The following is a 25,513-nucleotide window of genomic DNA, read 5'->3' on the forward strand; positions in this document are numbered from 1 at the left end:
TGGACTCAAGGATTTCGACGTATTGCCATGGCCTTAAGGGCAACTCTTCCGATTCAAGACTCGGCTGCCGGCTTGCTCCAGGCGAACAGCACGGATGTCGATGAGCATTGCGCAAGCCTCGGCCGCTGGCGGCTGAGCTACGATCAGATCAGCGCCGGCGCGTTCCGGGGCAGCTTCACGCAACTCTCCTTGCCGCGGCTGGAGGTGTTCTGCGAGATCACCAGCCAGCAGGTCCGCCAATATGGCCAGCTTGGTGCCGACAGTTTTGGCATCGGCCTGCCCTGGCACGGCGACGGCGAGCTCAGCTTCAACGGGACCGGTGCCAGCGGCGCCCGCGTCCTCGCCAGCATCGACGCCGAGATCGACATGTGTACCCCGAAGGCCTTCGAGCTGCGCGGCGTCGTTGCCAGCACGATGCTGATCGCAGAGCTCGCCGCCCGGCTCGACATCGAGCTGCCGCGCACCGCCTGGCACCGGCTGCAGGTGATCGAAATGGCGGAAGCGCCGGTCGCGCGGCTGCGGGCGCATCTGGCCGCCATTCAAGCGACGATCACGACCGCTCCGGCAACGTTCAACGATCCGGCGGCGCGGCAGGCCCTGGAAGACGCCCTCCTCGTCGAAATCATGGACATGCTGCCGACCGCACGTCCGAGCGATCCCGGCCGCAGTGCGGCGGCTCGGAAGCGAACCGTGGATCGTGCCCGCGAGCTGATGCATGGCAGGGGCGATCGCTCGCTCTCGCTGCTGGAGGTCTGCAAGGCCGTCGGCGCCAGCCCGCGCAAGCTCGGCTATTGCTTCCAGGAGGTTTTGGGCACGAGTCCGATGCACTATTGGCGCGCGATGCGACTGAACCGTGTGCGGCGCGATCTCAAGGGCGCCGGCGGCAACGAGACCTCGGTCTACGACGTGGCGGTGCAGCACGGATTCTGGCACTTCAGCCAGTTCTCGCTCGACTACAAGCGTCACTTCGGCGAGCTGCCCTCGCAGACGCTGCGTCGCGCGAGGTGTGCCGCCTGATCGGATTCAGCGATGCCGCAGCCGGCGGTTGACCCGGCGCGCCAGGTAATCGCCGGCGCTCTGGACTATCTGCACCAGTGCGATCAGCACGACCACGACGGCCAGCATCATCTCCGGCATGAAGCGCTGATAGCCGTAGCGGATGCCGAGATCGCCAAGGCCGCCGCCGCCGACTGCGCCGACCATCGCGGAATAGCCGAGCAGGCTGACCACCGCGAGCGTCAGCGCCAGCAGCAGGCCGGGCAGCGCCTCCGGGATCAGGACCTTGAACACGATCTGAAGGGGCGAAGCGCCGAACGAGGACGCAGTCTCGATCAGGCCGCCGTCGACCTCGCGGATCGCAGCCTCGACGAGGCGCGCGATGAACGGCGTCGAGGCGATGGTCAGCGGCACGATCGCGGCGGTCGAGCCGATCGAGGTGCCGGCAACGAGGCGCGTGAACGGGATGATGGCGACGACGAGGATGATGAAGGGCGTCGAGCGCGTCGCATTGACGACGATGCCGAGCACGCGATTGACGATGGGCGCCGCGAACAGCTCGCCTTTGCGGCTGGTGGCCAGGAACACGCCGAGCGGCAGGCCGAAGACGGTGCCGAGCAACGCCGCGATGCCGACCATGTACAGGCTTTCGAAGGTAGCCTGGACGATCAGGTTGATGAGTTCAGGCGACATAGCCGAGACGCTCCGCCGAGAATTGATATCGAGAGAGCCAGGCGAGCGTCCGCGTCACCGCGTCCTCGCCGACGGGAATTCCGAGCGTCAGCGAGCCGACATGCTGGCCGCCAATCTCGTCGATGCGCGCCGACAGCAGCGACACGTCGAGGGCTAGCTCACGCGCGAGGCGGGCCACCACGGTATCGCCGGCCCCTGCCCCGCGCACCTGGATCCGGATCACGGCCTGCCCGCCGGCAGGCTGCGTCGAAACGATTCGGCTCGCCAGCGAGACCGGCAGGCTGTCGCCGATCACCTCGGCCAGGAAGGACTGCGTGATCGGATGTTTTGGATGCGTGAAGATGTCGGAGACGTCACCACTCTCGACGACGCGGCCGGCGTCCAATACCACCACCTCCTTGGCGAGCTGGCGCACCACGGACATCTCATGCGTGATCAGCACGATGGTCACGCCGAGCTCGCGGTTGATGTTCGCAAGCAGATCGAGGATCGCGCGCGTGGTCTGCGGATCGAGTGCCGAGGTCGCCTCGTCCGACAGCAGCACGCTTGGCCGCGTCGCCAGCGCGCGGGCGATGCCGACGCGCTGCTTCTGGCCGCCGGACAGTTCGGAAGGATAGCGGTCGTGCTTGTCGGCGATGCCGACCAGCGCGAGCAGCTCGGCGACGCGGGCCTTGATGTCGGCCTTGGTCCAACCGGCGATCTCAAGCGGCAGCGCGATGTTGTCGGCCGCGGTGCGCGAGGACAGCAGGTTGAAATGCTGAAAGATCATGCCGATCGAGCGCTGCGCCAGCCGCAGCTCGCGGCCGGCCAAGGCCGAGATATCGCGGCCGTCCACGATCACGCGGCCCGTGGTCGGCTTCTCCAGGCCGTTGATCAGCCGGACCAGGCTCGACTTGCCGGCGCCAGAGCGGCCGATCACGCCGGTGATGGAGCCGCGCGGAATGGCGAAGTCGATGTCTTGCAGCGCGTTGACGCCGGGCTTGCCGCGATAGGCCGGATAGGTCTTGGAGATGCCGGCGAAACGAACCATCGCGTCCGGCTCGGCGGGCGCGGGTGAAATCGCTTCGAGCGTTTCGATCGGTCGTCCGATCGCGAGCGATTGGCGGGCATTCATGGAGATGGCCTTCATGCACGATAGCTCGGTCACCCAGATGCCCAGAGCAAATGGGAACCGGTCGCGTCTGCGACGGGGTGAGAATGGCGACGAGGGCTCGATCGAGCGCGCTGCACCGCAGCACGCACCTTCGCTCTTTCTGGTCTTCCTTGCAATCTCAGATATTTGGGAGGACTTGGAGGAAGTTTTCCCGATCGCCTCCTGGCGGAGAAGATTATGCGCCGACTATCGGCGCTGTGATCACCGACCTCGGAACCGCGGCTTGCGGCGCGTCAGGAACGCCTCCACGCCCTCCTTGTGGTCCTCGCTGAGGCTTGCGAGCGCGAACTGATCGACATCCATGTGGCTTGCAAGATCGTCCAGCGCATGCGCGAGCCGGTTGACGGTCAGCTTGGTCATGGCGACGGACAGCGGCGGCTGCGCGGCAACCTTGCGGGCAAGCTCCATGGCGGCATCGAACGCATGGCCGGGATCCGCCACCTGCTCGACGAGCCCCCATTCATAGGCCTCGTCCGCGCTGATGCGCTGGTCGGCCAGGATCACCGCCTGCTTGGTGCGGGCCGGCCCGATCAGATGCAGCATGCGCGGGATACTCTGCCAGCTCATATTCATGCCGAGCCCGATCTCGGGCACGCGCAGATGCGCATCGCGCCCCATCACCCGGAAATCGAGCGCCACCGCGAGGGCAACGCCGCCGCCGACGCAAAAGCCTTCGATCGCAGCGATGGTGATCTGCTCCATGTCCTGCCAGGCTTGGGTGAGGCGCGGCCCGAGCCTGAGGTGCCGCCGCAACGCGCCCAGGTCCATCTCCTTGCGCGAGCGTCCCTCGGCGTCCTTGAGGTCGAAGCCGGCGCTGAAGGCGCCCGAGCTGCCGGTCAGCACGACGACCGAGGTCGCTGCATCGTCCTCGAAGCTGCGCGCAGCCGCCGTGAGCTGGCGCAGCGCCTCAGGCGAGAGCGCGTTGATGCCGTCGCCGCGGTCGAAGCGCACGACCGCGATCCGCCCCTCCGGCCCGAGACCCTTCTCGATCTTCACGTAATCGGTCACCATCATCTCCACGCTGTTTGCGGGATGCTACCGTACAAATGCCCTCACGCATACGTGCCAGGTCTGCGCTGCAACGAGCCCTCGACAGGTCCGGGGCATTGCGCCTATCTTCCGCGGCATGAGCCAAGATCACGACCATCATCACCACGATCACGATCATTCCGAGCTGTCCGAGACCGAGCTGCGCGTGCGCGCGCTCGAGACGATCCTGACCGAAAAAGGCTATGTCGAGCCGGCTACGCTCGATGCCATCATCCAGGCCTATGAGACCAAGATCGGCCCGCACAATGGTGCGCGCGTGGTCGCCAAGGCCTGGACCGATCCGGCGTTCAAGACGGCGCTGCTGCAGGACGGCTCCAAGGCGATCGGCACGCTCGGCCATGTCAGCCGCGTCGGCGATCATCTCGTCGTGGTCGAGAACACGCCCGAGCGGCACAACATGGTCGTGTGCACACTGTGCTCCTGCTACCCCTGGGAAATGCTCGGACTGCCGCCGGTCTGGTACAAGGCCGCGCCCTACCGCTCCCGCGCGGTGAAGGACCCGCGCGGCGTGCTCGCCGATTTCGGGGTCGCGCTGCCGAAGGACATGGAGATCCGGGTGTGGGATTCAACCGCCGAGACGCGCTTCCTGGTGCTGCCGATGCGCCCCGCCGGTACGGAAGGCTGGAGCGAGGAGCAGCTCGCCGAGCTCGTGACGCGCGACTCCATGATCGGCACCGGTTTCCCCAAGACGCCGGGAGCACCGTCGTGAACGGCGTGCACGACATGGGCGGCATGGACGGATTCGGCAAGGTCGAGCCCGAGCCGAACGAGCCGATGTTTCACGAGGAATGGGAGTCGCGCGTGCTGGCCATGGTGCGCGCGATGGGCGCGGCCGGCGCCTTCAACATCGACACTTCGCGCTTCTATCGCGAGACCTTGCCGCCGCACGTGTATCTATCGAGCTCCTATTACAAGAAATGGTTTCTCGGGCTCGAGGAGATGCTGATCGACAAGGGCTATCTCACCCGCGAGGAGGTCGCCGCCGGCCATGCGATGCAGCCTGCAAAGGCGCTCAAGCACGGCAAGTTCGACCGCGCCAATGTCGAGCGCATCATGGTGCGCGGCAAGTTCGGCCGCCCTGCCCCGGCTCCGGCGAAATTCAACATCGGCGATCGCGTCCGCGCCAAGAATATTCACCCTGCCACGCACACGCGGCTGCCGCGCTATGTGCGCGGTCATGTCGGCGTGGTCGAGCTGAACCACGGCTGCCACGTGTTTCCTGACACGGCGGCGATGGAGCGCGGCGAGAACCCGCAATGGCTCTATACTGTGGTGTTCGAGGGCCGCGACCTCTGGGGCGAGGACGGCGATCCCACGCTGAAGGTCTCGATCGACGCATTCGAGCCCTATCTGGATCCGGCGTGATGAGCAGCGCGCTTGCGGCCGCCGCGACGGCGGCGATCCCGAGCATTCCGTGCGACGACGACGGCCCGGTGTTCCGAGCGCCGTGGGAGGCGCATGCCTTCGCGATGGCCTTGAGCCTGCACGAGCGCGGCGTATTCACCTGGCCGGAATGGGCCGCAGCACTCGCAGACGAGATCAAGCGCGCCCAGGCCGCCGGCGACCCTGATACCGGCGAGACCTACTATCTGCACTGGCTCGCCACGCTGGAGGGCCTCGTCGCCCGCAAGGGCGTCGCGTCGATGGAGACGCTGCACCGCTATCGGAATGCGTGGGACCACGCCGCGGATCGCACGCCACACGGCAAGCCGATCGAGCTCAGGCCAGAGGATTTTGGCTAGCTGATTGCTCCGTCGTCATTGCGAGCGCAGCGAAGCAATCCAGAATCCCTCCGCGGTGGCAGTCTCGATTGCTTCGTCGCAAGGGCTCCTGGCAATGACGACAGAGCGAGCCTACCGTCCCGCCACGTACTCGTTCCACCCCTTCGCCCGCAAACTGCAGGCCGGGCACTCGCCGCAGCCGTAGCCCCAATCGTGCCGTGCGCCGCGTTCGCCGAGATAGCAGGTGTGGGAGTGCTCGCGGATGAGATCGACGAGGCCGTCGCCGCCGAGGTCATGCGCGAGCCGCCAGGTCGCGGCCTTGTCGATCCACATCAGTGGCGTGTGCAGCTCGAACTGCTTGGCCATGCCGAGCGAGAGCGCGGCCTGCATGGCGCGGACGGTCTCGTCACGGCAATCGGGATAGCCGGAATAATCGGTCTCGCACATGCCGCCGACGATGTGGCTGATGCCGCGCCGGTAGGCCAGCGCCGCGGCGAAGGTCAGGAACACGAGGTTGCGGCCCGGCACGAAGGTGTTCGGCAGACCGTCCGCGCCCATCGCGATCGCAACGTCGCGGGTCAGCGCCGTCTCGGACATCGCCGCCAGCGTCGGGATCGACAGCGTGTGGCTCTCGCCGAGCCTTGCGGCCCAATCGGCGCGCAGGCCCTTGATGCCGTCGAGCAGGCGGTCGCGGCAGGCAAGCTCGATGGCGTGGCGCTGGCCGTAGTCGAACCCCAGCGTCTCCACACTCGCGAAGCGGCTCAGCGCCCAGGCGAGGCAGGTGGTGGAATCCTGGCCGCCGGAGAACAGCACCAGCGCGATTTGTGAGGAAAATGCATCACTCATGGCCCGCGCTTTAGCATCGCACGACTTGCCCGCCAATCGGTGGAAATCGGCCAGTTCCGCCGCCTTGCGCTGGGATCGGGGGCCCGCTTTTGGCATAAGGCTCTGTATCCCAGGAGACTGCCCGGCAATGACCCCTTCCCGCGACATTTCCCGCCTGATCGAGATCATGGCGGCGCTGCGCACGCCGGTGACCGGCTGCCCCTGGGACCTCGAGCAGGATTTTTCGACGATCGCGCCCTACACGATCGAGGAAGCCTATGAGGTGGTCGACGCCATCACCCGCGGCGATCTCGACGATCTCAGAGAGGAGCTTGGCGATCTCCTGCTCCAGGTCGTGTTCCACGCCCAGATGGGCTCGGAGCAGAACGCGTTCGATTTCGGTGACGTGGTCCTGGCCATCACCCGCAAGATGATCCGCCGCCATCCCCACGTCTTCGCCGACAAGGACGGCAATCTCGCCTCCTCCCATGTCAAGGAAGTCTGGGACCGCATCAAAGCGGAGGAGAAAGCCGAACGCGCCGCGCGCCGGCCGCCGGAGGAGGCGCCGACGCACAAGTCGCTGCTCTCGGGCGTGAAGGCCGGCCAGCCCGCTTTGACCCGCGCGATGGAGCTGCAGCGCAAGGCCTCCACCGTCGGCTTCGACTGGAACGACCCGCGCGCGGTGCTGCACAAGATCCGCGAGGAGGTCGACGAGATCGAGGCGGCATTGGACCGCAACGACAAGCAGGAGATTGCGGAAGAGACCGGCGACCTCATGTTCGCCCTCGTCAACCTCGCCCGCCATGTCGATGCCGATCCGGAGGCTGCGCTCCGCGCGACGAATGCAAAATTCGAGCGCCGTTTTGCCTATATCGAGCGGGCACTGGAGGCGCAGGGTCGGACGCTTGAGCAGGCGTCGCTGGCCGAGATGGACGCGCTGTGGAATGCCGCGAAAGTGGAGACGAAGGTGACTTCGGAGACGCGAACCGCGTAGTCCAGATGCGCGCCGGCCTCACGCCGGCAGATGTGGCACGGCGTCGAACCTGTTCACCACGATGTCCCGCTTGGTCTCGTCCACCCGCACGGTCATGTCGAAGCGGCCGTCGTGGAGCTCCTTCGACAGCACCTCGGCGTTGCGATGCAGCCAGCTGATGCCGGCGCCGTCGGCGGCGTCGATGGAGAGATCGAGCGTGGTCCGTTTCGCCGCGAGCCGCTGCTCGATCGCGGCGAGCAGAGCATCGACGCCCTCGCCCGACACGGCTGAGACCAGCATCGCCGGATGATCCTCCGGCCTGCGCGCGGCGATGTTGAGCAGCTCTTCGCGTTGCTCGGGGTCGAAACGATCGATCTTGTTCCAGACCTCGATGATGCGGCCGGAATCGTCCGGGTTGATGCCGAGCTGGCGCAGCACCGCATCGACGTCGCTCTGCTGCGCTTCGGCGTCTTCATGCGAGATGTCGCGGACATGCAGGATGACATCGGCTTCCAGCACCTCCTCCAGCGTGGCGCGGAAGGCGGCGACGAGCTGCGTCGGCAGGTTGGAGATGAAGCCGACGGTATCCGAGAGCATCGCCTTGCCGCCATGCGGCAGGTTGAGCGCCCGCAAGGTGGGATCGAGCGTCGCAAACAGCATGTCGGCCGCCTGCACGTCGGCGCGGGTCAGGCGATTGAACAGCGTCGACTTGCCGGCATTGGTGTAGCCGACCAGCGCGACGACACGATACGGCACGCGTTGACGGCCGGCGCGATGCAGACGCCGCGTCGCCTGCACCTTTTTCAGCTCGCTCTCCAGCTTGGAGATGCGCTCCTGGATCAGGCGGCGGTCGGCCTCGATCTGCGTCTCGCCGGGGCCGCCCATGAAGCCGAAACCGCCGCGCTGGCGTTCGAGATGGGTCCAGGAGCGCACCAAGCGCGAACGCTGGTAGTTGAGATGCGCAAGCTCGACCTGCAGCGAGCCTTCCCGGGTCTTGGCGCGGCGGCCGAAGATTTCGAGAATGAGCCCGGTGCGGTCGAGCACCTTGGCATGCCATTCCTTTTCGAGATTGCGCTGCTGGATCGGCGACAATGCGCAATCCATCACCACGAGCTCGACCTCGAGGGTCTTGATCAGCCCGGCGATCTCCTCGACCTTGCCTTTGCCGATATAGGTCGCGGGGCGGATCTGGCTGACCGGCGCGACGATGGCATCGGCAATGACGAGATCGATCGCACGTGCGAGGCCCGCGGCTTCATCGAGCCGGGCCTCGGTATCGCGCAAGGCATGAGTCTCCGATTGCGCGTCGGCGCTGCCCGCGCGCACGCGCAAGTAGGGGCCGATGACAAGCACCCGCCCCGTCTGCGTAGCCCCTGCCGACCGCGGACGGTCGGCATCCCCGTCGAAATTCCGGGGTTCCAATCAGGTCACTCTCAAGCCGGCTGGTCCTCGCCGCCTTCGAACAACTGAATCGGAGCGCCCGGCATGATGGTCGAGATCGCATGCTTGTAGACCAGCTGCGAATGACCGTCGCGCCGAAGCAGCAAACAGAAATTGTCGAACCAGGTCACGATGCCCTGGAGCTTCACTCCGTTGACCAGAAAGATCGTCAGTGGCGTCTTGGTTTTGCGAACGTGATTAAGGAAGGTGTCCTGTAGGTTTTGTGCGCGGTCTGCCGCCATTGTTTTTTTCTCGCTTTGAGTTTCTTTTTATTGCGCCGGATGCGGCCCTCTTTGTGGAGTTCGGGGCTTCCTCCGGTTGCCGTCCTTCATGAGATCCCCCTCGGAAGGAACAGCGGTTCGATTAGAGGACAGGTCGGGATATTAGGCAAGCCGCTTGAAGCGGCAGGCGTGGCCCTATTGCCCCGAAAAATTACGGAAATCGATGATTTTCTTTGCCTATTCTCGAGATCCCGCCGCAGCGTCGCAGCATTAGCCGACGCCGAGCGCTTTCAACTTCCGGTGCAAGGCCGAACGTTCCATGCCAACGAACTCGGCCGTTCGAGAAATATTTCCTGAGAAACGGCTGATCTGTGCAATCAAATAGTCGCGCTCGAACACCTCGCGTGCTTCGCGCAGCGGCAGGCCCATGATGTGCTCGCCATTGTTGCTGGTCGGCATCGCCGGCACCATCGAGCCGACATCCTGCGGCAGCATGTCGGCGGTGATGATGACTTCCGGCCCGCCGGCGGCCAGAATCATGACTCTTTCAACGTTGTTGCGGAGCTGGCGCACATTGCCGGGCCAGACATGCGATTGCAGCACCGCCATTGCGTCCTGACCGATCTGGCGCTTGGGCAGGCCGCTGCCGGCCGAGATCTGCTCCATGAAATAATCGATCAGTTCCGGAATGTCCTCGCGCCGCTCCGACAGTGCGGGCACGCGGATCGGCACCACCGAGAGCCGGTGGTAGAGGTCCTCGCGGAAACGGCCGGCCGCGATCTCCTCCTCGAGATTGCGGGCGGTCGATGAGATGATGCGCACGTCGACCTGCACCTTGGCGGTGCCGCCGACGCGCTGGAACGACTGCTCCACCAGCACGCGCAGGATCTTGTTCTGGGTCTCGCGCGGCATGTCCGCGATCTCGTCGATGAACAGCGTGCCGCCATGCGCCTCTTCGAGCGCGCCGGGCTTGCGCGGCTGCTCGCCATTGGACTGCTCGACGCCAAACAGCTCATGCTCCATTCGCTCGGGCGTGATCGCGGCGGCGTTGATGACGACGAACGGACCGTCGGCGCGGCCCGAAGCGATATGCAGCGTGCGCGCGGTCAGCTCCTTGCCGGCCCCGGCGGGGCCGACGATCAGGATGCGGCTGTTGGCCTTGGCCGCCCGCTCGATGGTTTGGCGCAGCTGGTTCATGCTGGGCGAGCGGCCGACGAGCTGGCTGGCGCTCGGGGCGAGCTGCTTCAGTTCCTTGACCTCGCGCTTCAGCCGCGAATTCTCCAGCGCTCTGGTCGCGACCAGGATGAGGCGGTCGGCCTTGAACGGCTTCTCGATGAAGTCGTAGGCGCCGCGCTTGATCGCGGCGACCGCGGTCTCGATGTTGCCGTGGCCGGAGATCATCACGACGGGCAGATCGGCATTGTCCTTCTTGACCTGCTCCAGGAGCTGCAGGCCGTCGAGCTTGGAGCCTTGCAGCCAGATGTCGAGAAACACCAGATGCGGCCTGCGATTGGCGATCTCGGCGAGCGCCGTGTCGCTGTCACGCGCGGTCCTGGTGACGAACCCCTCGTCTTCGAGAATGCCTGCAACGAGATCGCGAATATCGGCTTCGTCATCGACAATCAGAATTTCACTTGCCATGGATCGCGCCTGTCTTGTCAGCTGCCTGTTGAGGCTTCGATTTTGGTTGAATCATTGGTCTTTTCAGCCGGCTCTTTGGTTCCGGCGGCCGGCTCTTTTGTTGCCTGGGTCGCGACGGATTCCGTCGCCGTTTGCGTGATGTCGGGCTTGGAGGTTGTCCCAGTCGCGTCGTTGACCGTCGGCACTTGCTCTGTTGTCGCGGACTTCGCGGGTTGCCCCGACACGGCAAAGCGCATGCGCATCCAGGCGCCGCGCTGGCCTGGGCGGAAGTCGGAGGCGTCCTTCAGCTCGATCCGCCCGCCATGGTCTTCCAGCACGCGGCCGACGATGGCAAGGCCCAGCCCGGTGCCCTTGGCGCGCGTGGTGACGTAGGGCTCGAGCAGGCGCGAGCGCGCGACCTTGGGCAGGCCGATGCCGTTGTCGATGACGTCGATCAGCACATCGTCGCCCTCGCGTGACACCACGACGTCGATACGCCCCTTGCCGAGCTCCTCGGGCGGGACCTGCTCGATCGCCTCGGTGGCGTTCTTGACGATGTTGGTGACAGCCTGCGAGATCAGGCGCCGATCGAACTGGGCGCGCAACGGATACTGCTTGAACTCGGCCTCGATGTCGATTTCGGGATGGGCGACCTTCATCAGGAACACGGCCTGGCGCACCGTGTCGGCGACGTCCTCGCCTTCCATCACGGGCTTCGGCATCCGCGCAAAGCGCGAGAACTCGTCGACCATGCGCCTGATGTCGTCGACCTGGCGGACGATGGTATCGGTGCACTGGTCGAAGATCTGCTTGTCCTTGGTCTCGGTGATGTCCTTGCCGAACTTGCGGCGGATGCGCTCGGCCGAGAGCTGGATCGGCGTCAGCGGGTTCTTGATCTCATGCGCGATGCGGCGCGCCACGTCGCCCCAGGCCGAGGTACGCTGCGCCGAGACCAGCTCGGTGATGTCGTCGAGCGTGATGATGTAGCTGTCATGCGGCTGGTTCTTCTCGGCGCTGACGCGGACCGACAGGTTGCGCTCGGTGCCGTCGCGGGTGATCGTGATCTGGCCCTGCACCAGGCGCTGGGTGCCTTCCCGCGCCGTCTTCATCATCTCGTCGAGCTCGGGCAGCACGTCGGAGAGCGGCTGCCCGAGCGTCTCGGCTTCGGAGTGCCCGATCAGTTTCTCTGCGGAGCGGTTGAGGATGCCGACGCTGCCGGACGCGTCAACGCCGATGATGCCGGCGCTCGCGGATGACAGCACCGCCTCGATGAAGCGGCGGCGGCTGTCGATGAGGTCGCTGGCATTGACCAGCTCGTCGCGCTGGCTGCGCAATTCCTGCGTCATCTTGTTGAAGGTCTCGCCCAGCTGGGCGAGATCGCCCTCCGACTGGTGCACGGGCACCTGGACGTGCAGGTCGCCGGTCGAAACTGTATGTGCCGCGTTCATCAGCCGCCGGATCGGCGAGACCAGCGAGTTGGCGAAGTTGAGACCGATCAGCACCGAAGCCATGAGGATGGTCAGCGCGATCACCGCGAACATCAGCGCGAAGGCGACCTGGATACCGAGCCTGCGCGATTCGATCTGGGCGTATTCGGCGACGCTGACCTCGGTCTGCTTGAGCTGATTGACGACATTGGGATCAAGCGGCCTGGCGACATAGAGGAAGGTGTCGTTGAAGGCGCGCAGGCGGATCACCGCGGCAACGAAGCTCGCATCGGGAAGGACAGCGATCTCGGGCTCGTTCTCGTTGACGTTGCTCAGAAAGTCCGGCGCGGGCGGCGAATAAGCGAGCCGCATGCCGGTGTCGGCGGATTCCAGGATGTTGGTGTTCTTGTCGATGATCATCGCGCCCGGCAGGTTGCGCGACGCGGCGCTTGCCGTCAGCATCTCGCGGAACGAGCGGCGGTCCTGGTCGTAGAGCGGCCGGGCATGGGCGATGTCGTTGGCCATGCCGAGAATGTCGCCGCGGATCAGCTGCGCATGGTCCTGCATATAGGCCCGCGCGATCGTCAGCGAGTTCTGGATCACCTCCTTGGTCGGCCCGGAGAACAGCCGGTCGAGTCCGCGCTCGATGGTGACGTTGGCGACGACGGCGACCAGCACCGCCGGCAGCACCGCCACGATCGAGAACAGGCTGACGATCTGGACGTGGAGACGCGCCGCGGCCCTGCCCCGCCGCCGCGCCAGGATCAGCTGCCAGAGTTCCCGGATGATGATCCCGACCAGCAGCAGGATCGTCGCGGCATTGATCAGATAGAATGTGCGGACCACCGCGGGCGTCGGCTCGATCGTGCTCAGACCCGTCAGGACCAGGAAGGTCAGGAAGGCCGACAACAGCGCCAGCGCTACGGCAAAGGGTGCCAGCCAGCGTCGCACCGACCAACGCCGGGGCTCTTCCGCTGGGGCCGTGTCAAAGTGTGCGGCCGAGGTATCTGCGCTGGTCATTCCGGCAATGATGCTGAAAACGGGTCCGCGGACGCGCGGATACTGATGTATTCGTACCACATTGTTGCCGAATTGCGACAATTCCGCGGCGTGTTCGCCCTGGCGGACCCGCGCAATCCACAGGCACATGCCGCCTGGGCGGAACGGATTCCCGCCGTCCCGGCTTAATCCGCATGGATAGGATCTTTCTCGCGACGATGGTTTCGGCCGTTCTGCTGCTGATCGTGGCCGCCGACCTCCTGGTCAACGGCCTCGGCCTTCAGCAGCCGCCGCTGAATGTCGCGAGCGTGGTGCCAGCCTCCGGCGGACTGGTCAGATAGGCGTAATGGCCGCGCTGCGGCCGACGACCAATTTGAATGTGCGGGCGGAACATTAGAGTCCCGTCAGGACTTGTGCTCACCGCGTCAGCCACAACGGCCAGCGCGATCCGGACAGGCTCAGCTCTGCCTTGGTAGGGGGAGCTGAGCCACCCGGTCCGCGCTAGCGCGTTTGCCGTTCTCGCAAGAAAGTCAGCCCCCGCTCCGATACACCTGGATGTCGAGATCCCGGATCTTCTTCCGCAGCGTGTTGCGGTTGAGGCCGAGCAGGTCCGCGGCGCGGATCTGGTTGCCGCGGGTGGCGGCAAGCGCGGCCGTGAGCAGCGGCACCTCGATCTCCTTGAGGATGCGGTGATAGAGGCCGGGCGGCGGCACGCCGTTCGGGAAGCCCTGGAAGTGCGAGGACAAATACGCCTCCACGGCGCCGCCGAGATTGTCGACCCCCTGCTGGACCGCAGCGCCCGGGCTGACCGAGGGCGGCGCGAGCTCGCCGTCGATGACGGAGGACGTGATCACGTCCTGCGGATAGAGCGCGGCGAGCCGCCGGGCGAGGTTTTCCAACTCGCGCACGTTGCCGGGCCAGCGGTGCTGCTTCAGCCGCTCCAGTGCCAGGGTATCCAGCTTCTTCGGCGGCAGACCGTCCTTCTCGGCCAGCGTGAAGAAGTGCCGCACGAGATCCGGCAGGTCCTCGATGCGCTCGCGCAAGGGCGGCAGCCGCAGCGGGACGACGTTGAGGCGGAAGAACAGGTCTTCGCGGAACAGGCCTTGCTGGATCAGCACGCGCAGGTCCTTGTTGGACGCCGCGACGATGCGCACGTCGGTCTTGATCGGGGTACGGCCGCCGACGGTGGTGTATTCGCCCTGCTGCAGCACGCGCAGCAGGCGGGTCTGCGCCTCCATCGGCATGTCGCCGATCTCGTCGAGGAACAGCGTGCCGCCCTCGGCCTGCTCGAACCGGCCGGAGGCGCGGGTATTGGCGCCGGTGAAGGCGCCGCGCTCGTGCCCGAACAATTCGGACTCGATGAGGTCGCGCGGGATCGCCGCCATGTTGACGGCGACGAAGGGGCCGTTGCGGCGCTTGCCGTAATCGTGCAGCGCGCGCGCCACCAGCTCCTTGCCGGTGCCGGACTCGCCCGTGATCATCACGGTGAGATCGGTCTGCATCAGGCGCGCCAGCACGCGATAGATTTCCTGCATCGCCGGCGAGCGGCCGACCAGCGGGATCGCCTCCATCTCGGCGTCCTCTTCCGGCGACGAGGTCCGCTCCTTCGGCTCGGCGAGCGCGCGGCCGACGATGGCGATCAGTTCCTTCAGGTCGAAGGGCTTTGGCAGATATTCGTAAGCCCCGCGCTCGGAGGCGCGGATCGCCGTCATGAAGGTGTTCTGCGCGCTCATGACGATGACGGGCAGGTTCGGCCGCATCTTCTTGATCCGCGGCAACAGGTCGAAGGCGTTTTCGTCCGGCATCACCACATCGGTGATGACGAGATCGCCCTCGCCCTGGCTGACCCAGCGCCACAGCGTTGCGGCATTGCCGGTCAGCCGCACTTCGTAACCGGCGCGGGACAGTGCCTGATTGAGAACGGTGCGGATGGCGGTATCGTCATCGGCTACGAGAATGCTACCTGCGGGCATCGTTGATCCTCATTTTGCCCCCTGTGACGCAGGCGACGACTTCCCGGCAGAGCCGTCGCGACTGCTTTGATCGGCGTGTTTGACCGATGTGGAATACATCGGCATCAGCACGCGGAAGGTGGTCTTGCGCGGCTGAGATTCGCATTCGATGATGCCCCCGTGATCGCCGACGATCTTGGCGACCAGCGCAAGGCCGAGACCCGAGCCGGTCTGCTTGGTGGTCACGAAGGGATCGAACAGGTTGGGCAGAAGATCGTCGGGCACGCCGGGTCCGTTGTCCTTCACACAGAATTCGAGCGGAAGGGATACCCGCGATTTTTGACCGGGGACTGACAGGCGCACACCGGGTCGGAACGCGGTGGTGAGCTGAATCTCGGCATCGGGCACGTCGATCAGCGCTTCGGCGGCGTTCTTCACGAGATTGAGGAACACCTGGATCAGCTGGTCCTGGTTCGCCAGCACCGGCGGCAGCGAGGGATCGTAATCCTCGACGAAGCGGATGTTGCGGGCAAAGCCCGACTGCGCCAGCCGCTTGACGTGATCGAGCACCGAATGGATGTTGACGGGGCCGCGCACCACGGGGCGCTCGTCGCCGAACACCTCCATGCGATCGACCAACGTCACGATGCGGTCGGCCTCGTCGCAGATCAGCCGCGTCAGCATGCGGTCCTCGGACGAGGCCTGTTGCTCCAGCAGCTGTGCCGCGCCGCGAATGCCCGAAAGCGGATTCTTGATCTCGTGCGCGAGCATTGCTGCTAGCGCTATCACCGAGCGCGCGGCGCTGCGATGGGTGAGCTGGCGATCCATTTTGTCGGCGATGGTGCGCTCCTGCAGCATCACGACGATATGGCCGGGCCGCTCGGTGAGCGGCGCAACATGCAGGTCGACCTGGCGGTCGCCGCCCATGCGCGGCGTGCCGAGATCGACCTTGTATTCGTTGACCGGCGCGTTCGAGGAGCGCACCTGGTCGATCAGCGCCAGCAACGGGCTGCCGAACGGGACCAGCTCCTTTAGCGACTGCCGCTTCAGGAATTGCGTGGAGATCTCGAAGAAGGCTTCGGTGGCGATGTTGGCGGCGACGATCTTGCCGTCGGGCCCGATCATGAGCACGGGGTTGGGCAAAGCATCCAGGATTGCGTCGCTGTCGGACTGAAGCGGCCGACGATGTTCAGCGGCTGAACTCATGCAGCAGCGCTCCATGCGAAGTCGTCGAAGGCGTCTTGCAGTGCATCGTGAACGAGGCGCGGATCCTCCGAGACCAGGATCTTCTGCCGCCAGGATTTCAGCTTCTCGGCCGGCGCACGGCTCGCCTGCGCTGCGACGTCGAGCGCCCAGCCCAGATGCTTGCGGGCGTGCCTCAGTCCGATGCGCAGACCATAGAGCGCACAAACGCCGTCATAGAGCGTGCGGACATAATGCAGCTGCGTCTGGAGCGAGGGCACGGCTTCCTCGGCCCCGCCGTTCAGACGGCGGCCGATCTGGCCCGGCAGCCAGGGCTGGCCCTGCGCGCCGCGGCCGATCATCACGGCGTCGGCGCCCGAGGCGTCCAATGCCGCCAGCGCCTTCTCGTAGGAGGTGATGTCGCCGTTGACGACGAGCGGAAGGGAGATGGCCTCGCGCACGGCGCGGATCGCATCCCAATCGGCCTCGCCCTTGTAGAACTGGCAGCGGGTTCGGCCGTGCACGGTGACGAGCTTGACCCCGGCGGCCTCCGCGCGCCGCGCCAGCTCCGGCGCGTTGCGGCTGCGGTCGTCCCAGCCGAGGCGCATCTTCAGCGTCACCGGTACCTTCACGGCCGCGATCGTCGCCTCGATCAGGCTGACCGCATGGTCGAGGTCGCGCATCAAGGCCGAGCCGGACTGGCCGCCGGTAACGTGGCGGGCGGGACAGCCCATGTTGATGTCGATGATATCGGCGCCTTCCGCTTCGGCGATCCGGGCGCCTTCAGCCATCCAGTGTGTCTCGCAGCCGGCCAGCTGGACCACATGCGGGCCGATGCCGGTGGCTTCGCAGCGCAACCGGGACATCCGGTGGCCATTGGCGAGCTCATCGCTCGCGGTCATTTCAGACACGACGAGACCAGCCCCAAGCTCGGCGGCCAGCCGGCGGACGGGCGAGTCAGTCACACCCGACATCGGCGCCAGGAAGACCGGGGTGGCGACTTCAATATCGCCTATTTTCAACGGCTTAGAGCCTGATACTGCCGAGCCGGTCACAGGGGTCTCGTTGACTGGGCAGGGCCTCATCGCGCCTGCCATGATCTATCTTGCGCACAATTCTTGTGCAGTCAAGCGTCATGCCTACAGTTTAGACAGTTCTGTAGATCTTTCAAGTGCAGTGCAGCAAAATGCTGTTTCCCACAATCCGGGGAAACCCCCTTTTTTTGCGGGCCTGCCGTGCTAGAGGCATGCCGGCAAATCACCCCTGCTCTTTCATTGGCAATGAGTATTTCAGTCCTATGGCGAAATCACAGCGCACCGCGGTCGTCCTCGTCGCAGCCGGGCGCGGATTGCGCGCTGGCGCCGGCGGGCCGAAGCAATATCGGGAGATCGGTGGCGTGCCCGTGATCCGCCGCGCCATGGAAGCGTTCAGCCGTCACGCTGACGTCTTCGCGGTGCTGCCGGTGGTGAACCCCGACGACAGCGCCATGTTCACCGCAGCGGTCGCAGGGCTCAGGCACGAGCCACCGACCAATGGCGGCGCGACGCGGCAGGCTTCGGTGCTCGCCGGCCTCGAAGCGCTGGCCAAGCACAATCCGGACATCGTGCTGATCCACGACGCCGCGCGCCCCTTCGTCTCGGAAGGCGTGATCTCGCGCGCGATCGAGGCGGCGAGCCGCACCGGCGCTGCGATCCCCACCGTTGCCGTCACCGACACCATCAAGGTCACCGGCGAAAGCGGCAACGTCGAGGCCACGCCGGAGCGCGCTTCCTTGCGGATCGCACAGACGCCGCAATCCTTTCGTTTCGACGTTATCCTCGAGGCGCATCGTCGTGCGGCAAGGGATGGACGCTCGGATTTCACCGACGATGCCGCGATTGCCGAATGGGCGGGATTGACGGTTGCAACCTTTGAAGGCGATGTTGCCAACATGAAGCTCACAACTCCCGAGGATTTCGTGCGCGAGGAAGCGCGCCTGGCCGCCCAGCTCGGCGACATCAGGACCGGCACGGGCTACGATGTGCATGCCTTCGGCGACGGCGACCATGTCATGATCTGCGGCGTGCGCGTGCCGCACACCAAGGGTTTCCTGGCTCATTCCGACGGCGATGTCGGCCTGCATGCGCTGGTCGACGCCATTCTCGGCGCTCTCGCCGACGGCGACATCGGCTCGCACTTCCCGCCGAGCGATGCGAAGTGGAAGGGCGCCTCCTCCGACCAGTTCCTGAAATATGCTATCGAGCGCGTCGCAGCGCGCGGCGGCCGCGTCGCCAACCTCGAGGTGACGCTGATCTGCGAGCGGCCGAAGATCGGCCCGTTGCGCGACACCATGCGCGCGCGCATCGCCGAGATCTCCGGCGTCGACATCTCGCGCATCGCAGTGAAGGCGACCACCAGCGAGCGGCTCGGCTTCACCGGCCGCGAGGAAGGCATCGCGGCCACCGCGAGCGCCACTATCCGCCTTCCCTGGGGCGTCTAGGCCATGGGCGGCAGCGACGCACGCGCCCTCTCCCGCTCGCTGCTCGATCTGTGCCGGATGCGCAAGCTGACGATCGCAACGGCCGAATCCTGCACCGGCGGTCTCGTCGCGGGCGCACTGACTGACATCCCGGGCTCGTCCGATGTCATTGACCGCGGCTTCGTCACCTATTCCAACGAAGCCAAGCGCGCGATGCTTGGCGTCGAGGCGAGCACGTTGGCCAATTTCGGCGCCGTAAGCAAGGAGACCGCGACCGCAATGGCAATCGGTGCGCTTGAGCGCGCCGATGTCGATCTCGCGGTCGCCATCACCGGCATCGCCGGCCCGGGCGGCGCCACGCCCGGCAAGCCGGTCGGTCTCGTGCACTTCGCCGCCGCCGCGCGCGACGGCCGCATCATCCACCGCGAGCACCGCTTCGGCGCCATCGGCCGCAGCGCGGTGCGCGCCCGCTCCGTGGTCGAGGCGCTGCGCATGCTGATGGATCTGGCCCGCGGCCCGCAAGTCGCGGCCAAGCCGCAGCGCACCGCCGCCAGCCGCCTGCGCCCGCGCGTCACCCGCTCGCCGCGCCGGCATGTGGTCAAGCGCAGGCCGCCGCGTCCGCCGCGGGGATAGAACGCCTCAGGCAGCCGTGGCAAGCAGCGCGCTCGCATGATCGAGCACGCACTGCTTGACCGCGCCAGCTTCAGACGGTTTTGCCTTGGCGCTAACCGTCAATTCCAGGATCGGTGCCGCGGGGTTGGCGACATCGAGGACTTTGGTGACGGAGACGGCGGGCGCTGCGTGATCGTCGATGCGGGAGTCATTGCGCAATTCCTTGAGTATCCGGTCGGCCAGCGTATTTGCGGCGCCCGCAGGGACCGGAAATGCGACCTTGACCTCGCCCGTGCCGGGATAGGCGCTATGGTTGATGATGGCCGCGCCCCAGACCTGTCCATTCGGCAACAGGATCTGCGTGTTGTCGGGCGCGACCAGCTCGGTCATGAACAGCGATAGCGATCTCACCTTGCCCGCCTTGCCGGCGACCTCGACATCGTCGCCGATGTGAAAGGGCCTGAACAAGAGCAGCATCACGCCGGCGGCGAGATTGGACAGCGTGCCCTGCAAGGCAAGACCAATGGCGAGCGAGGTCGCGCCCAGCACGGCAACGAGGCTCGCCGTCTGGATGCCGAACAGCTGCAGCACGGCGATGCCGACGACCGCGAGCACGCCATAGCGCGCAAGGCTGCCTACGAACAGCGTCACCAGCGGGTCGACGCGGTGCGTAACGCTGAGGACGCGCGTGACGAAGCGTTGCATCGCGCCGGACAGATACCAGCCGACCGCGAGCAGCAGGACCGCGTAGATCGCGTTCAGGCCATACAGGACAAGCGAAGCTTTCAGCGTGTCGAAATTGATAGTCATGGCGGCTCCAACCCGGTCAGTCGGTTGAGAACGCGCCGCGATGCGAAATGATCCCGGTGGATGCTGATGGGGAACACGGAGCGATGTTGGATTGGGAGGGCACGCCCGCCGCTCCATTGTCATTGCGAGCGCAGCGAAGCAATCTAGAATCCCTCCGCGGAGACACCCTGGATTGCTTCGCTGCGCTCGCAATGACGGTGGAGAGAGCAGTGCTGATCGCGACTACGTCGACGCCAGCTTCGGCCGGCCGTAGATCGCGTCCGCCCGTTTCTCGAACGCGGTCGAGAACCGCGCGAAGGCGGCATCGAACATCGAGCCCATCAACATCGCCAGCATGCGGCTCTTGAATTCGTAGGCGAGGAAGAAGCCGACGTCGCAGACGCCCTCGCCCTTGGGCTCGAACGTCCAACGGTTTTCCAGATTCCTGAACGGACCTTGCAGATATTCGACCAGGATCTTCAGATTGGCGCGGTCGAGCGTCACGCGGCTAGTGAAGGATTCCTTGACCAGCTTGAACGACACCGTCATGTCGGCGACCAGCACCTCGGTGCCGTCGGGTTTCGCCATGCGCTGGCGCACCTTCAGCGCGCTGCACAGCGGCACGAATTCCGGGTAGCGCTCGACATCGGCGACCAGATCAAACATCTCGGACGCGCTGTGGTTGACACGGTGCTTGCTCGAAACTCGATGCATGGTACGTCAGCGGGCGTGAGCTGCCCGCGCAGCCTTCAGTCTCGCGAAATCCTCGCCGGCATGATGCGACGAGCGGGTGAGCGGGCTTGCCGACACCATCAGGAAGCCCTTGGTGTAGGCGATCTTTTCGTAGGACGAGAACTCGTCCGGCGGCACGTAGCGCATCACCGCGTGATGCTTGCGGGTCGGCTGCAGATATTGCCCGATGGTCAGGAAGTCGACGTCGGCCGAGCGCAGATCGTCCATCACCTGGAGCACCTCGTGGCGCTCCTCGCCGAGGCCGACCATGATGCCGGACTTGGTGAAGATGGTGGGGTCGAGCTCCTTGACCCGCTGCAGCAGCCGGATCGAATGGAAGTAGCGCGCGCCGGGCCGCACCGTGAGATAGCGCGACGGCACCGTCTCGAGATTGTGGTTGAACACGTCGGGCTTCGCCGCAACGACGATTTCGAGCGCCCCTTCCTTGCGCAGGAAGTCCGGCGTCAGGATCTCGATCGTGGTCGAGGGGCACGCAGCGCGGATCGCGCGGATGGTCTCTGCGAAATGCTCGGCGCCGCCATCAGTGAGGTCGTCGCGATCGACCGAGGTGATGACGACGTGGGCGAGGCCCAGCTTCGCCACGGCCTCGGCGACGTTCTGCGGCTCGGCCGCGTCCAGTGCATTGGGCAGGCCGGTCTTGACGTTGCAGAAGGCGCAGGCCCGGGTGCAGGTGTCACCCATGATCATGAAGGTCGCGTGCTTCTTGTCCCAGCACTCGCCGATGTTCGGGCAGCCCGCCTCCTCGCACACCGTGTGCAGGCCGTTGGCGCGCACGATGTTGCGGGTGTCGGCATAGCCGCGGGTGTTCGGCGCGCGCACGCGAATCCAGTCCGGCTTCGGCGGCGAAGCGGAATCGGGCCGGTTCACCTTTTCGGGGTGGCGCGGGCGCAGCGGGTTCGAGATGGTATCGACAATAACGACCATGGGGTGTCCGGTCTGTTCAGGTCCTACCTAGTCGGTCTGGCCTGGCATCGCAACCCGGCTCGCCCCGCTTCAGGGAACATGGCAGATATGGGCAATATCCTGCTCTGTTCTCAGGCGATTCTCACCTCGAATGGCTCCAATCTCGAACACTTCACCGCCGCGGCTCGGCAAGCCCCTGAAGCGCGCCTTCTTCGGACGCAGCGTCCATGAGGTCGCGCCCGACCTGATCGGCGCCACCATGCTCGTCGACGGCGTCGGCGGGATCATCGTCGAGGTCGAGGCCTATCACCATACCGACCCGGCGGCGCACTCCTATCGCGGGCCGACGCAGCGGAACCAGGTCATGTTTGGCCCGCCTGGCTTTGCCTATGTCTACCGCTCCTACGGCATTCATTGGTGCGTCAACTTCGTCTGCGAGGAGGAAGGCTCGGCCAGCGCCGTGCTGATCCGCGCGCTGGAGCCGACGCATGGCTTGGCTGCGATGCGCCGACGCCGGCATCTGCAGGACGTGTATGCGCTGTGCTCGGGCCCGGGCAAGCTGACCGAGGCGCTCGGCATCACCATCGCGCACAACGCCCTGCCGCTGGATCGGCCTCCCATCGCGCTGCATGCGCGAACCGAGGATGTCGAGGTCGCAACCGGCATCCGCATCGGCATCACCAAGGCGGTCGAGCTGCCCTGGCGCTACGGCGTCAGGGGCTCGAAGTTTTTGAGCAAGCCGTTTCCGAAATAGGCTACGACGCCTGCTTCAGCCGCTCCATCGCCTCGAGCAGCTTTGCCTTCCGCGCCAGCGCCGTCTCGCGCTTTTCGCGCTCCTCCTCGACGACCTCCTCGGCCGCGTTGGCGACGAACTTCTCGTTCGCCAGCTTCGACTCGGCTCGCTTGATGTCTGCCTCGGCCTTGCCGATCTCCTTGTCGAGACGCGTGCGCTCGGCGGCGACGTCGATCACGCCCTTGAGCGGCAGCGCGGCGACCTCGCCGCGCACCAGCAGCTGGACAGCGCCGTCAGGCGCGCGATCGGCGAACGAGATGTCCGACAGCCGTGCCAGGCGCTTGATGACATCGGCCCAGCGCGGCGCGCGCTCCTTGGTTTCGGCCGAAGCGCCTGCGAGCACCAGCGCCGTCAGCGTTGCCGGCGCGATATTCATCTCGGCGCGCACCGAGCGGATCTGCGTGATGAGGTCGATGACCCAGCCGATCTCGGCCTCGGCAGCCGGATCGGTGAAGTCGGCATGATCGAAGATCGGCAGCACCCAGGCCGGCGAGACGAGCGCATCGGTCGGTCCCGTGGTCGCCGCAAGCATCGCGAGCTGCTCCGGCGTCGGCTCGACCGGCTTCAGCGGCCACGGCGCCAGTGCGAGCAGGCCGTCGCGTTTTGCCGTCACCTCCCACAGCTCTTCGGTGATAAAGGGCATGAAGGGATGCAGCAGCTTCAGGATCTCGTCGCGCGCCCAGGCGACCATGGCGCGGGTCTCGTCCTTGGCGGGGCCGTCCGGACCGAGCAGCACGGGCTTGGCGAGCTCGACATACCAGTCGCAGTAGACGTTCCAGACGAAGCGATAGATGCTGCCGGCGGCATCGTTGAAGCGATAGGCCTCGATCGCCTCGGTCACCTCGCGCGTGGTGTGGGCGGTCTCATGCGCGATCCAGCGGTTCAGCGTCTCCTTCGCCTTCGCCGGCTCGAAACCATCAGGCACGGCGCAGTGGTTCATCTCCGCGAACCGGCACGCGTTCCAGAGCTTGGTCGCGAAATTGCGGTAGCCTTCGACGCGGCTGGTGGCGAGCTTGATGTCGCGCCCCTGCGCCGCCATCGCGGCCAGGGTGAAGCGCAGCGCGTCGGCGCCGTATTCGTCGATCAGGTGGAGGGGATCGATGACGTTGCCCTTCGACTTCGACATCTTGGCGCCCTTCTCGTCGCGGACGAGGGCGTGGATGTAGATGGTCGAGAACGGCACCTCCTTCATGAAGTGCAATCCCATCATCATCATGCGGGCGACCCAGAAGAAGATGATGTCGAAGCCGGTCACCAGCGCGTTGGTCGGGTAATAGCGCTGCACCTCGGGCGTCTCGTCGGGCCAGCCGAGCGTCGAGAACGGCCACAGCGCCGAGGAGAACCAGGTGTCGAGCACGTCCTCGTCGCGCGTGATGAAGCCTTCGCGCTTGTTGCGGTCGAGCGCCATCTCGCGGCCCTGCTCGGGCGTGATGACCTCCTGCTCGACGTAATAGCCGAGCGCGTGGCTGATGGCCTCCTCCTCGGTCTCGGCGACGAACACCTTGCCGTCAGGGCCGTACCAGGCCGGGATCTGATGGCCCCACCAGAGCTGACGCGAGATGCACCAAGGCTGGATGTTCTCCATCCACTCGTAATAGGTCTTTTCCCAGTTCTTCGGCACGAACGTCGTTTCGCCCGAACGCACCGCCGCGATCGCAGGTCTCGCCAGCGTCTTGGCGTCGACGTACCATTGGTCGGTCAGATACGGCTCGATCACGCTGTTGGAACGATCGCCGTGCGGCACCATGTGGGTGTGCGGCTCGATCCGCTCGACGAAGCCGAACGATTCCAGCCGCTCGACGATGCGCTTGCGCGCAGCGAAGCGGTCGACCTTGTGGAATTCCTCGGCGAATTGCGCAGCGCCTTCGGGCAGGTCGCGCAGATAATCCTCGTTGTCGAGGAGATCGAGACAGCCTTCCCTGTCGAGCACGCTGATCCGGCGCAGCCCGTGGCGATTGCCGACCTCGAAATCGTTGAAGTCGTGCGCCGGCGTCACCTTCACAGCGCCCGATCCCTTCTCGGGATCGGAATACTCGTCGGCGACGATTTTGATCTTGCGGCCGACCAGCGGCAGAACGACGTTCTTGCCGATCAGCTTCTGGTAGCGCTCGTCCTCCGGATGCACGGCAACGCCGGTATCACCGAGCATGGTCTCGGGGCGCGTGGTGGCGACCACGATGAAGCTCGAGGGATCCTCGGGGTTGAACGTCTTGCCCTCGATCGGATAGCGCAGATACCAGAGGTGGCCCTTCACTTCCGTCTGCTGCACTTCGAGATCGGAGATCGCGGTCAGCAGCTTGGTGTCCCAGTTCACCAGCCGCTTGTCCTTGTAGATCAGGCCCTCACGGTGCAGCTCGACGAAGACCTTGACGACGGCCTTCGACAGGCCCTCGTCCATGGTGAAGCGCTCGCGCGACCAGTCGCAGGACGCACCGAGGCGCTTGAGCTGGTTGATGATGGTGTCGCCACTCTCGGCCTTCCACTGCCAGACCCGCTCCAGAAACTTCTCGCGGCCCATCTCGCGGCGACCGGGCTGCTGGCGCTCCATCAGCTGCCGCTCGACCACCATCTGGGTGGCGATGCCGGCATGATCGGTGCCGGGCTGCCACAGCACGTCGCGGCCGCGCATGCGCTCGAACCGGCAAAGGATGTCCTGCAGCGTGTTGTTGAGGGCGTGGCCCATGTGCAGCGAGCCCGTCACGTTCGGCGGCGGGATCACGATGGTGAAGGGCACGGCATCACGGCGGTCGGGCCGGCCAGCCTTGAACGCAAGGCTGTCCTCCCACACCACGGACATGCGGGTTTCGATATCGGCGGGCTGGTAATTTTTCTCGATCATGGGGCTGCTAGAAAGCCGCGCGAGGGGGCCAAGTCAACGAAAAGTCAACGAAAAGGTCAGGGAAAACGAGGCGGCAACAGCGCTTTCCAGCCCGGTCCGGCGCCCGAATATGAC

General features: G+C 65.6%; 24 protein-coding genes. 9 read left to right on the forward strand and 15 right to left on the reverse strand.

All coding sequences use genetic code 11. The features are described 5' to 3' along the window. The first annotated feature begins 27 nt into the window (after window positions 1-27). Window positions 28-1,017: a helix-turn-helix domain-containing protein gene (locus I6F17_RS23375; RefSeq protein ID WP_225129977.1), complete on the forward strand. Its 990-nt coding sequence runs from the start codon at window positions 28-30 to the stop codon at window positions 1,015-1,017. Window positions 1,018-1,023: 6 nt separating this feature from the next. Here the strand turns inward: I6F17_RS23375 and I6F17_RS23380 are convergent, their stop codons facing one another. The 3 genes from I6F17_RS23380 to I6F17_RS23390 form a co-directional block, all read right to left on the reverse strand. After that, the gene (locus I6F17_RS23380) at window positions 1,024-1,689 is read right to left on the reverse strand and encodes a methionine ABC transporter permease (protein ID WP_036039523.1); all 666 of its coding nucleotides are present in this window, start codon (window positions 1,687-1,689) and stop codon (window positions 1,024-1,026) included. Further along, window positions 1,679-2,818, reverse strand: coding sequence for a methionine ABC transporter ATP-binding protein (locus I6F17_RS23385; RefSeq protein WP_225129979.1), 1,140 nt, complete (start codon window positions 2,816-2,818; stop codon window positions 1,679-1,681). The genes I6F17_RS23380 and I6F17_RS23385 overlap by 11 nt, the downstream gene beginning before the upstream one ends. Before the next feature lie 225 nt (window positions 2,819-3,043). Further along, a complete protein-coding gene (locus I6F17_RS23390) occupies window positions 3,044-3,850 on the reverse strand; it encodes an enoyl-CoA hydratase/isomerase family protein (protein ID WP_225130009.1) in 807 nt (268 codons plus the stop codon). 118 nt (window positions 3,851-3,968) lie between these two features. On the opposite strand from I6F17_RS23390, the gene nthA reads away from it, so the two are divergent. From nthA to I6F17_RS23405, 3 genes are read left to right on the forward strand one after another with little or no spacing between them, the layout of a single operon-like run. Then, window positions 3,969-4,601, forward strand: coding sequence for a nitrile hydratase subunit alpha (gene nthA / locus I6F17_RS23395; RefSeq protein WP_225129981.1), 633 nt, complete (start codon window positions 3,969-3,971; stop codon window positions 4,599-4,601). Next, window positions 4,598-5,257, forward strand: a complete 660-nt coding sequence (gene nthB, locus I6F17_RS23400; protein WP_225129983.1) for a nitrile hydratase subunit beta — start codon at window positions 4,598-4,600, stop codon at window positions 5,255-5,257. Before nthA ends, nthB begins: the two co-directional genes overlap by 4 nt. After that, window positions 5,257-5,634, forward strand: a complete 378-nt coding sequence (locus tag I6F17_RS23405) for a nitrile hydratase accessory protein (RefSeq protein WP_036028031.1) — start codon at window positions 5,257-5,259, stop codon at window positions 5,632-5,634. The genes nthB and I6F17_RS23405 overlap by 1 nt, the downstream gene beginning before the upstream one ends. Window positions 5,635-5,745: 111 nt before the next feature. Here the strand turns inward: I6F17_RS23405 and queC are convergent, their stop codons facing one another. After that, window positions 5,746-6,459 (reverse strand): 7-cyano-7-deazaguanine synthase QueC, encoded by a 714-nt coding sequence (queC, locus tag I6F17_RS23410; RefSeq protein WP_225129985.1) that lies wholly within the window; start codon window positions 6,457-6,459, stop codon window positions 5,746-5,748. A 127-nt stretch (window positions 6,460-6,586) separates the two neighbouring features. Here queC and mazG point away from each other — a divergent pair, with 127 nt between their 5' ends. After that, on the forward strand, window positions 6,587-7,432 hold the full coding sequence (gene mazG / locus I6F17_RS23415) for a nucleoside triphosphate pyrophosphohydrolase (protein ID WP_109143783.1): 846 nt from the start codon (window positions 6,587-6,589) through the stop codon (window positions 7,430-7,432). Window positions 7,433-7,450: 18 nt separating this feature from the next. Here the strand turns inward: mazG and hflX are convergent, their stop codons facing one another. The 4 genes from hflX to I6F17_RS23435 form a co-directional block, all read right to left on the reverse strand. Beyond that, complete coding sequence (gene hflX / locus I6F17_RS23420; protein ID WP_225129987.1) at window positions 7,451-8,833, reverse strand: GTPase HflX; 1,383 nt, start codon at window positions 8,831-8,833, stop codon at window positions 7,451-7,453. Between the two features lie 11 nt (window positions 8,834-8,844). Next, window positions 8,845-9,093 (reverse strand): RNA chaperone Hfq, encoded by a 249-nt coding sequence (hfq, locus tag I6F17_RS23425; protein WP_007591126.1) that lies wholly within the window; start codon window positions 9,091-9,093, stop codon window positions 8,845-8,847. Window positions 9,094-9,342: 249 nt separating this feature from the next. Then, a complete protein-coding gene (locus I6F17_RS23430; RefSeq protein WP_035999365.1) occupies window positions 9,343-10,713 on the reverse strand; it encodes a sigma-54 dependent transcriptional regulator in 1,371 nt (456 codons plus the stop codon). Between the two features lie 17 nt (window positions 10,714-10,730). After that, window positions 10,731-13,139 carry a PAS domain-containing sensor histidine kinase gene (locus I6F17_RS23435; RefSeq protein ID WP_225129989.1) on the reverse strand — a complete coding sequence of 803 codons (2,409 nt, stop codon included), beginning with the start codon at window positions 13,137-13,139 and terminating at the stop codon, window positions 10,731-10,733. A 173-nt stretch (window positions 13,140-13,312) separates the two neighbouring features. On the opposite strand from I6F17_RS23435, the gene I6F17_RS23440 reads away from it, so the two are divergent. Next, window positions 13,313-13,459 carry a hypothetical protein gene (locus tag I6F17_RS23440; RefSeq protein WP_167361662.1) on the forward strand — a complete coding sequence of 49 codons (147 nt, stop codon included), beginning with the start codon at window positions 13,313-13,315 and terminating at the stop codon, window positions 13,457-13,459. Window positions 13,460-13,648: 189 nt separating this feature from the next. Here the strand turns inward: I6F17_RS23440 and ntrC are convergent, their stop codons facing one another. From ntrC to dusB, 3 genes are read right to left on the reverse strand one after another with little or no spacing between them, the layout of a single operon-like run. Further along, complete coding sequence (ntrC, locus tag I6F17_RS23445) at window positions 13,649-15,091, reverse strand: nitrogen regulation protein NR(I) (RefSeq protein ID WP_225129991.1); 1,443 nt, start codon at window positions 15,089-15,091, stop codon at window positions 13,649-13,651. A gap of 9 nt (window positions 15,092-15,100) precedes the next feature. Beyond that, window positions 15,101-16,276, reverse strand: a complete 1,176-nt coding sequence (locus tag I6F17_RS23450) for a nitrogen regulation protein NR(II) (protein ID WP_035999469.1) — start codon at window positions 16,274-16,276, stop codon at window positions 15,101-15,103. Further along, window positions 16,273-17,274: a tRNA dihydrouridine synthase DusB gene (dusB, locus tag I6F17_RS23455; protein ID WP_085974562.1), complete on the reverse strand. Its 1,002-nt coding sequence runs from the start codon at window positions 17,272-17,274 to the stop codon at window positions 16,273-16,275. Before dusB ends, I6F17_RS23450 begins: the two co-directional genes overlap by 4 nt. Window positions 17,275-17,549: 275 nt before the next feature. Between dusB and I6F17_RS23460 the strand changes: the two genes are divergently transcribed. Beyond that, a complete protein-coding gene (locus I6F17_RS23460; RefSeq protein WP_225129994.1) occupies window positions 17,550-18,731 on the forward strand; it encodes a bifunctional 2-C-methyl-D-erythritol 4-phosphate cytidylyltransferase/2-C-methyl-D-erythritol 2,4-cyclodiphosphate synthase in 1,182 nt (393 codons plus the stop codon). Between the two features lie 3 nt (window positions 18,732-18,734). After that, entirely contained in the window at window positions 18,735-19,343 is a 609-nt protein-coding gene (locus I6F17_RS23465; protein WP_035999375.1) for a CinA family protein, read from the forward strand. Window positions 19,344-19,349: 6 nt separating this feature from the next. Here I6F17_RS23465 and I6F17_RS23470 read toward each other — a convergent pair whose 3' ends face one another. From I6F17_RS23470 to lipA, 3 genes are all read right to left on the reverse strand, one after another. Next, window positions 19,350-20,132 carry a mechanosensitive ion channel domain-containing protein gene (locus tag I6F17_RS23470; RefSeq protein WP_036039487.1) on the reverse strand — a complete coding sequence of 261 codons (783 nt, stop codon included), beginning with the start codon at window positions 20,130-20,132 and terminating at the stop codon, window positions 19,350-19,352. A gap of 222 nt (window positions 20,133-20,354) precedes the next feature. Then, window positions 20,355-20,825: a type II toxin-antitoxin system RatA family toxin gene (locus I6F17_RS23475; protein WP_027542754.1), complete on the reverse strand. Its 471-nt coding sequence runs from the start codon at window positions 20,823-20,825 to the stop codon at window positions 20,355-20,357. Between the two features lie 6 nt (window positions 20,826-20,831). Then, complete coding sequence (gene lipA, locus I6F17_RS23480; protein WP_225129997.1) at window positions 20,832-21,788, reverse strand: lipoyl synthase; 957 nt, start codon at window positions 21,786-21,788, stop codon at window positions 20,832-20,834. A gap of 130 nt (window positions 21,789-21,918) precedes the next feature. Here lipA and I6F17_RS23485 point away from each other — a divergent pair, with 130 nt between their 5' ends. Next, on the forward strand, window positions 21,919-22,521 hold the full coding sequence (locus I6F17_RS23485; RefSeq protein WP_225129999.1) for a DNA-3-methyladenine glycosylase: 603 nt from the start codon (window positions 21,919-21,921) through the stop codon (window positions 22,519-22,521). A 1-nt stretch (window position 22,522) separates the two neighbouring features. Here the strand turns inward: I6F17_RS23485 and I6F17_RS23490 are convergent, their stop codons facing one another. Next, window positions 22,523-25,399 carry a valine--tRNA ligase gene (locus I6F17_RS23490; RefSeq protein WP_225130001.1) on the reverse strand — a complete coding sequence of 959 codons (2,877 nt, stop codon included), beginning with the start codon at window positions 25,397-25,399 and terminating at the stop codon, window positions 22,523-22,525. Between the last annotated feature and the right edge of the window lie 114 nt (window positions 25,400-25,513).

The sequence above is a fragment of the Bradyrhizobium sp. NBAIM18 genome, assembly GCF_020193825.1.
Lineage (GTDB): Bacteria > Pseudomonadota > Alphaproteobacteria > Rhizobiales > Xanthobacteraceae > Bradyrhizobium > Bradyrhizobium yuanmingense.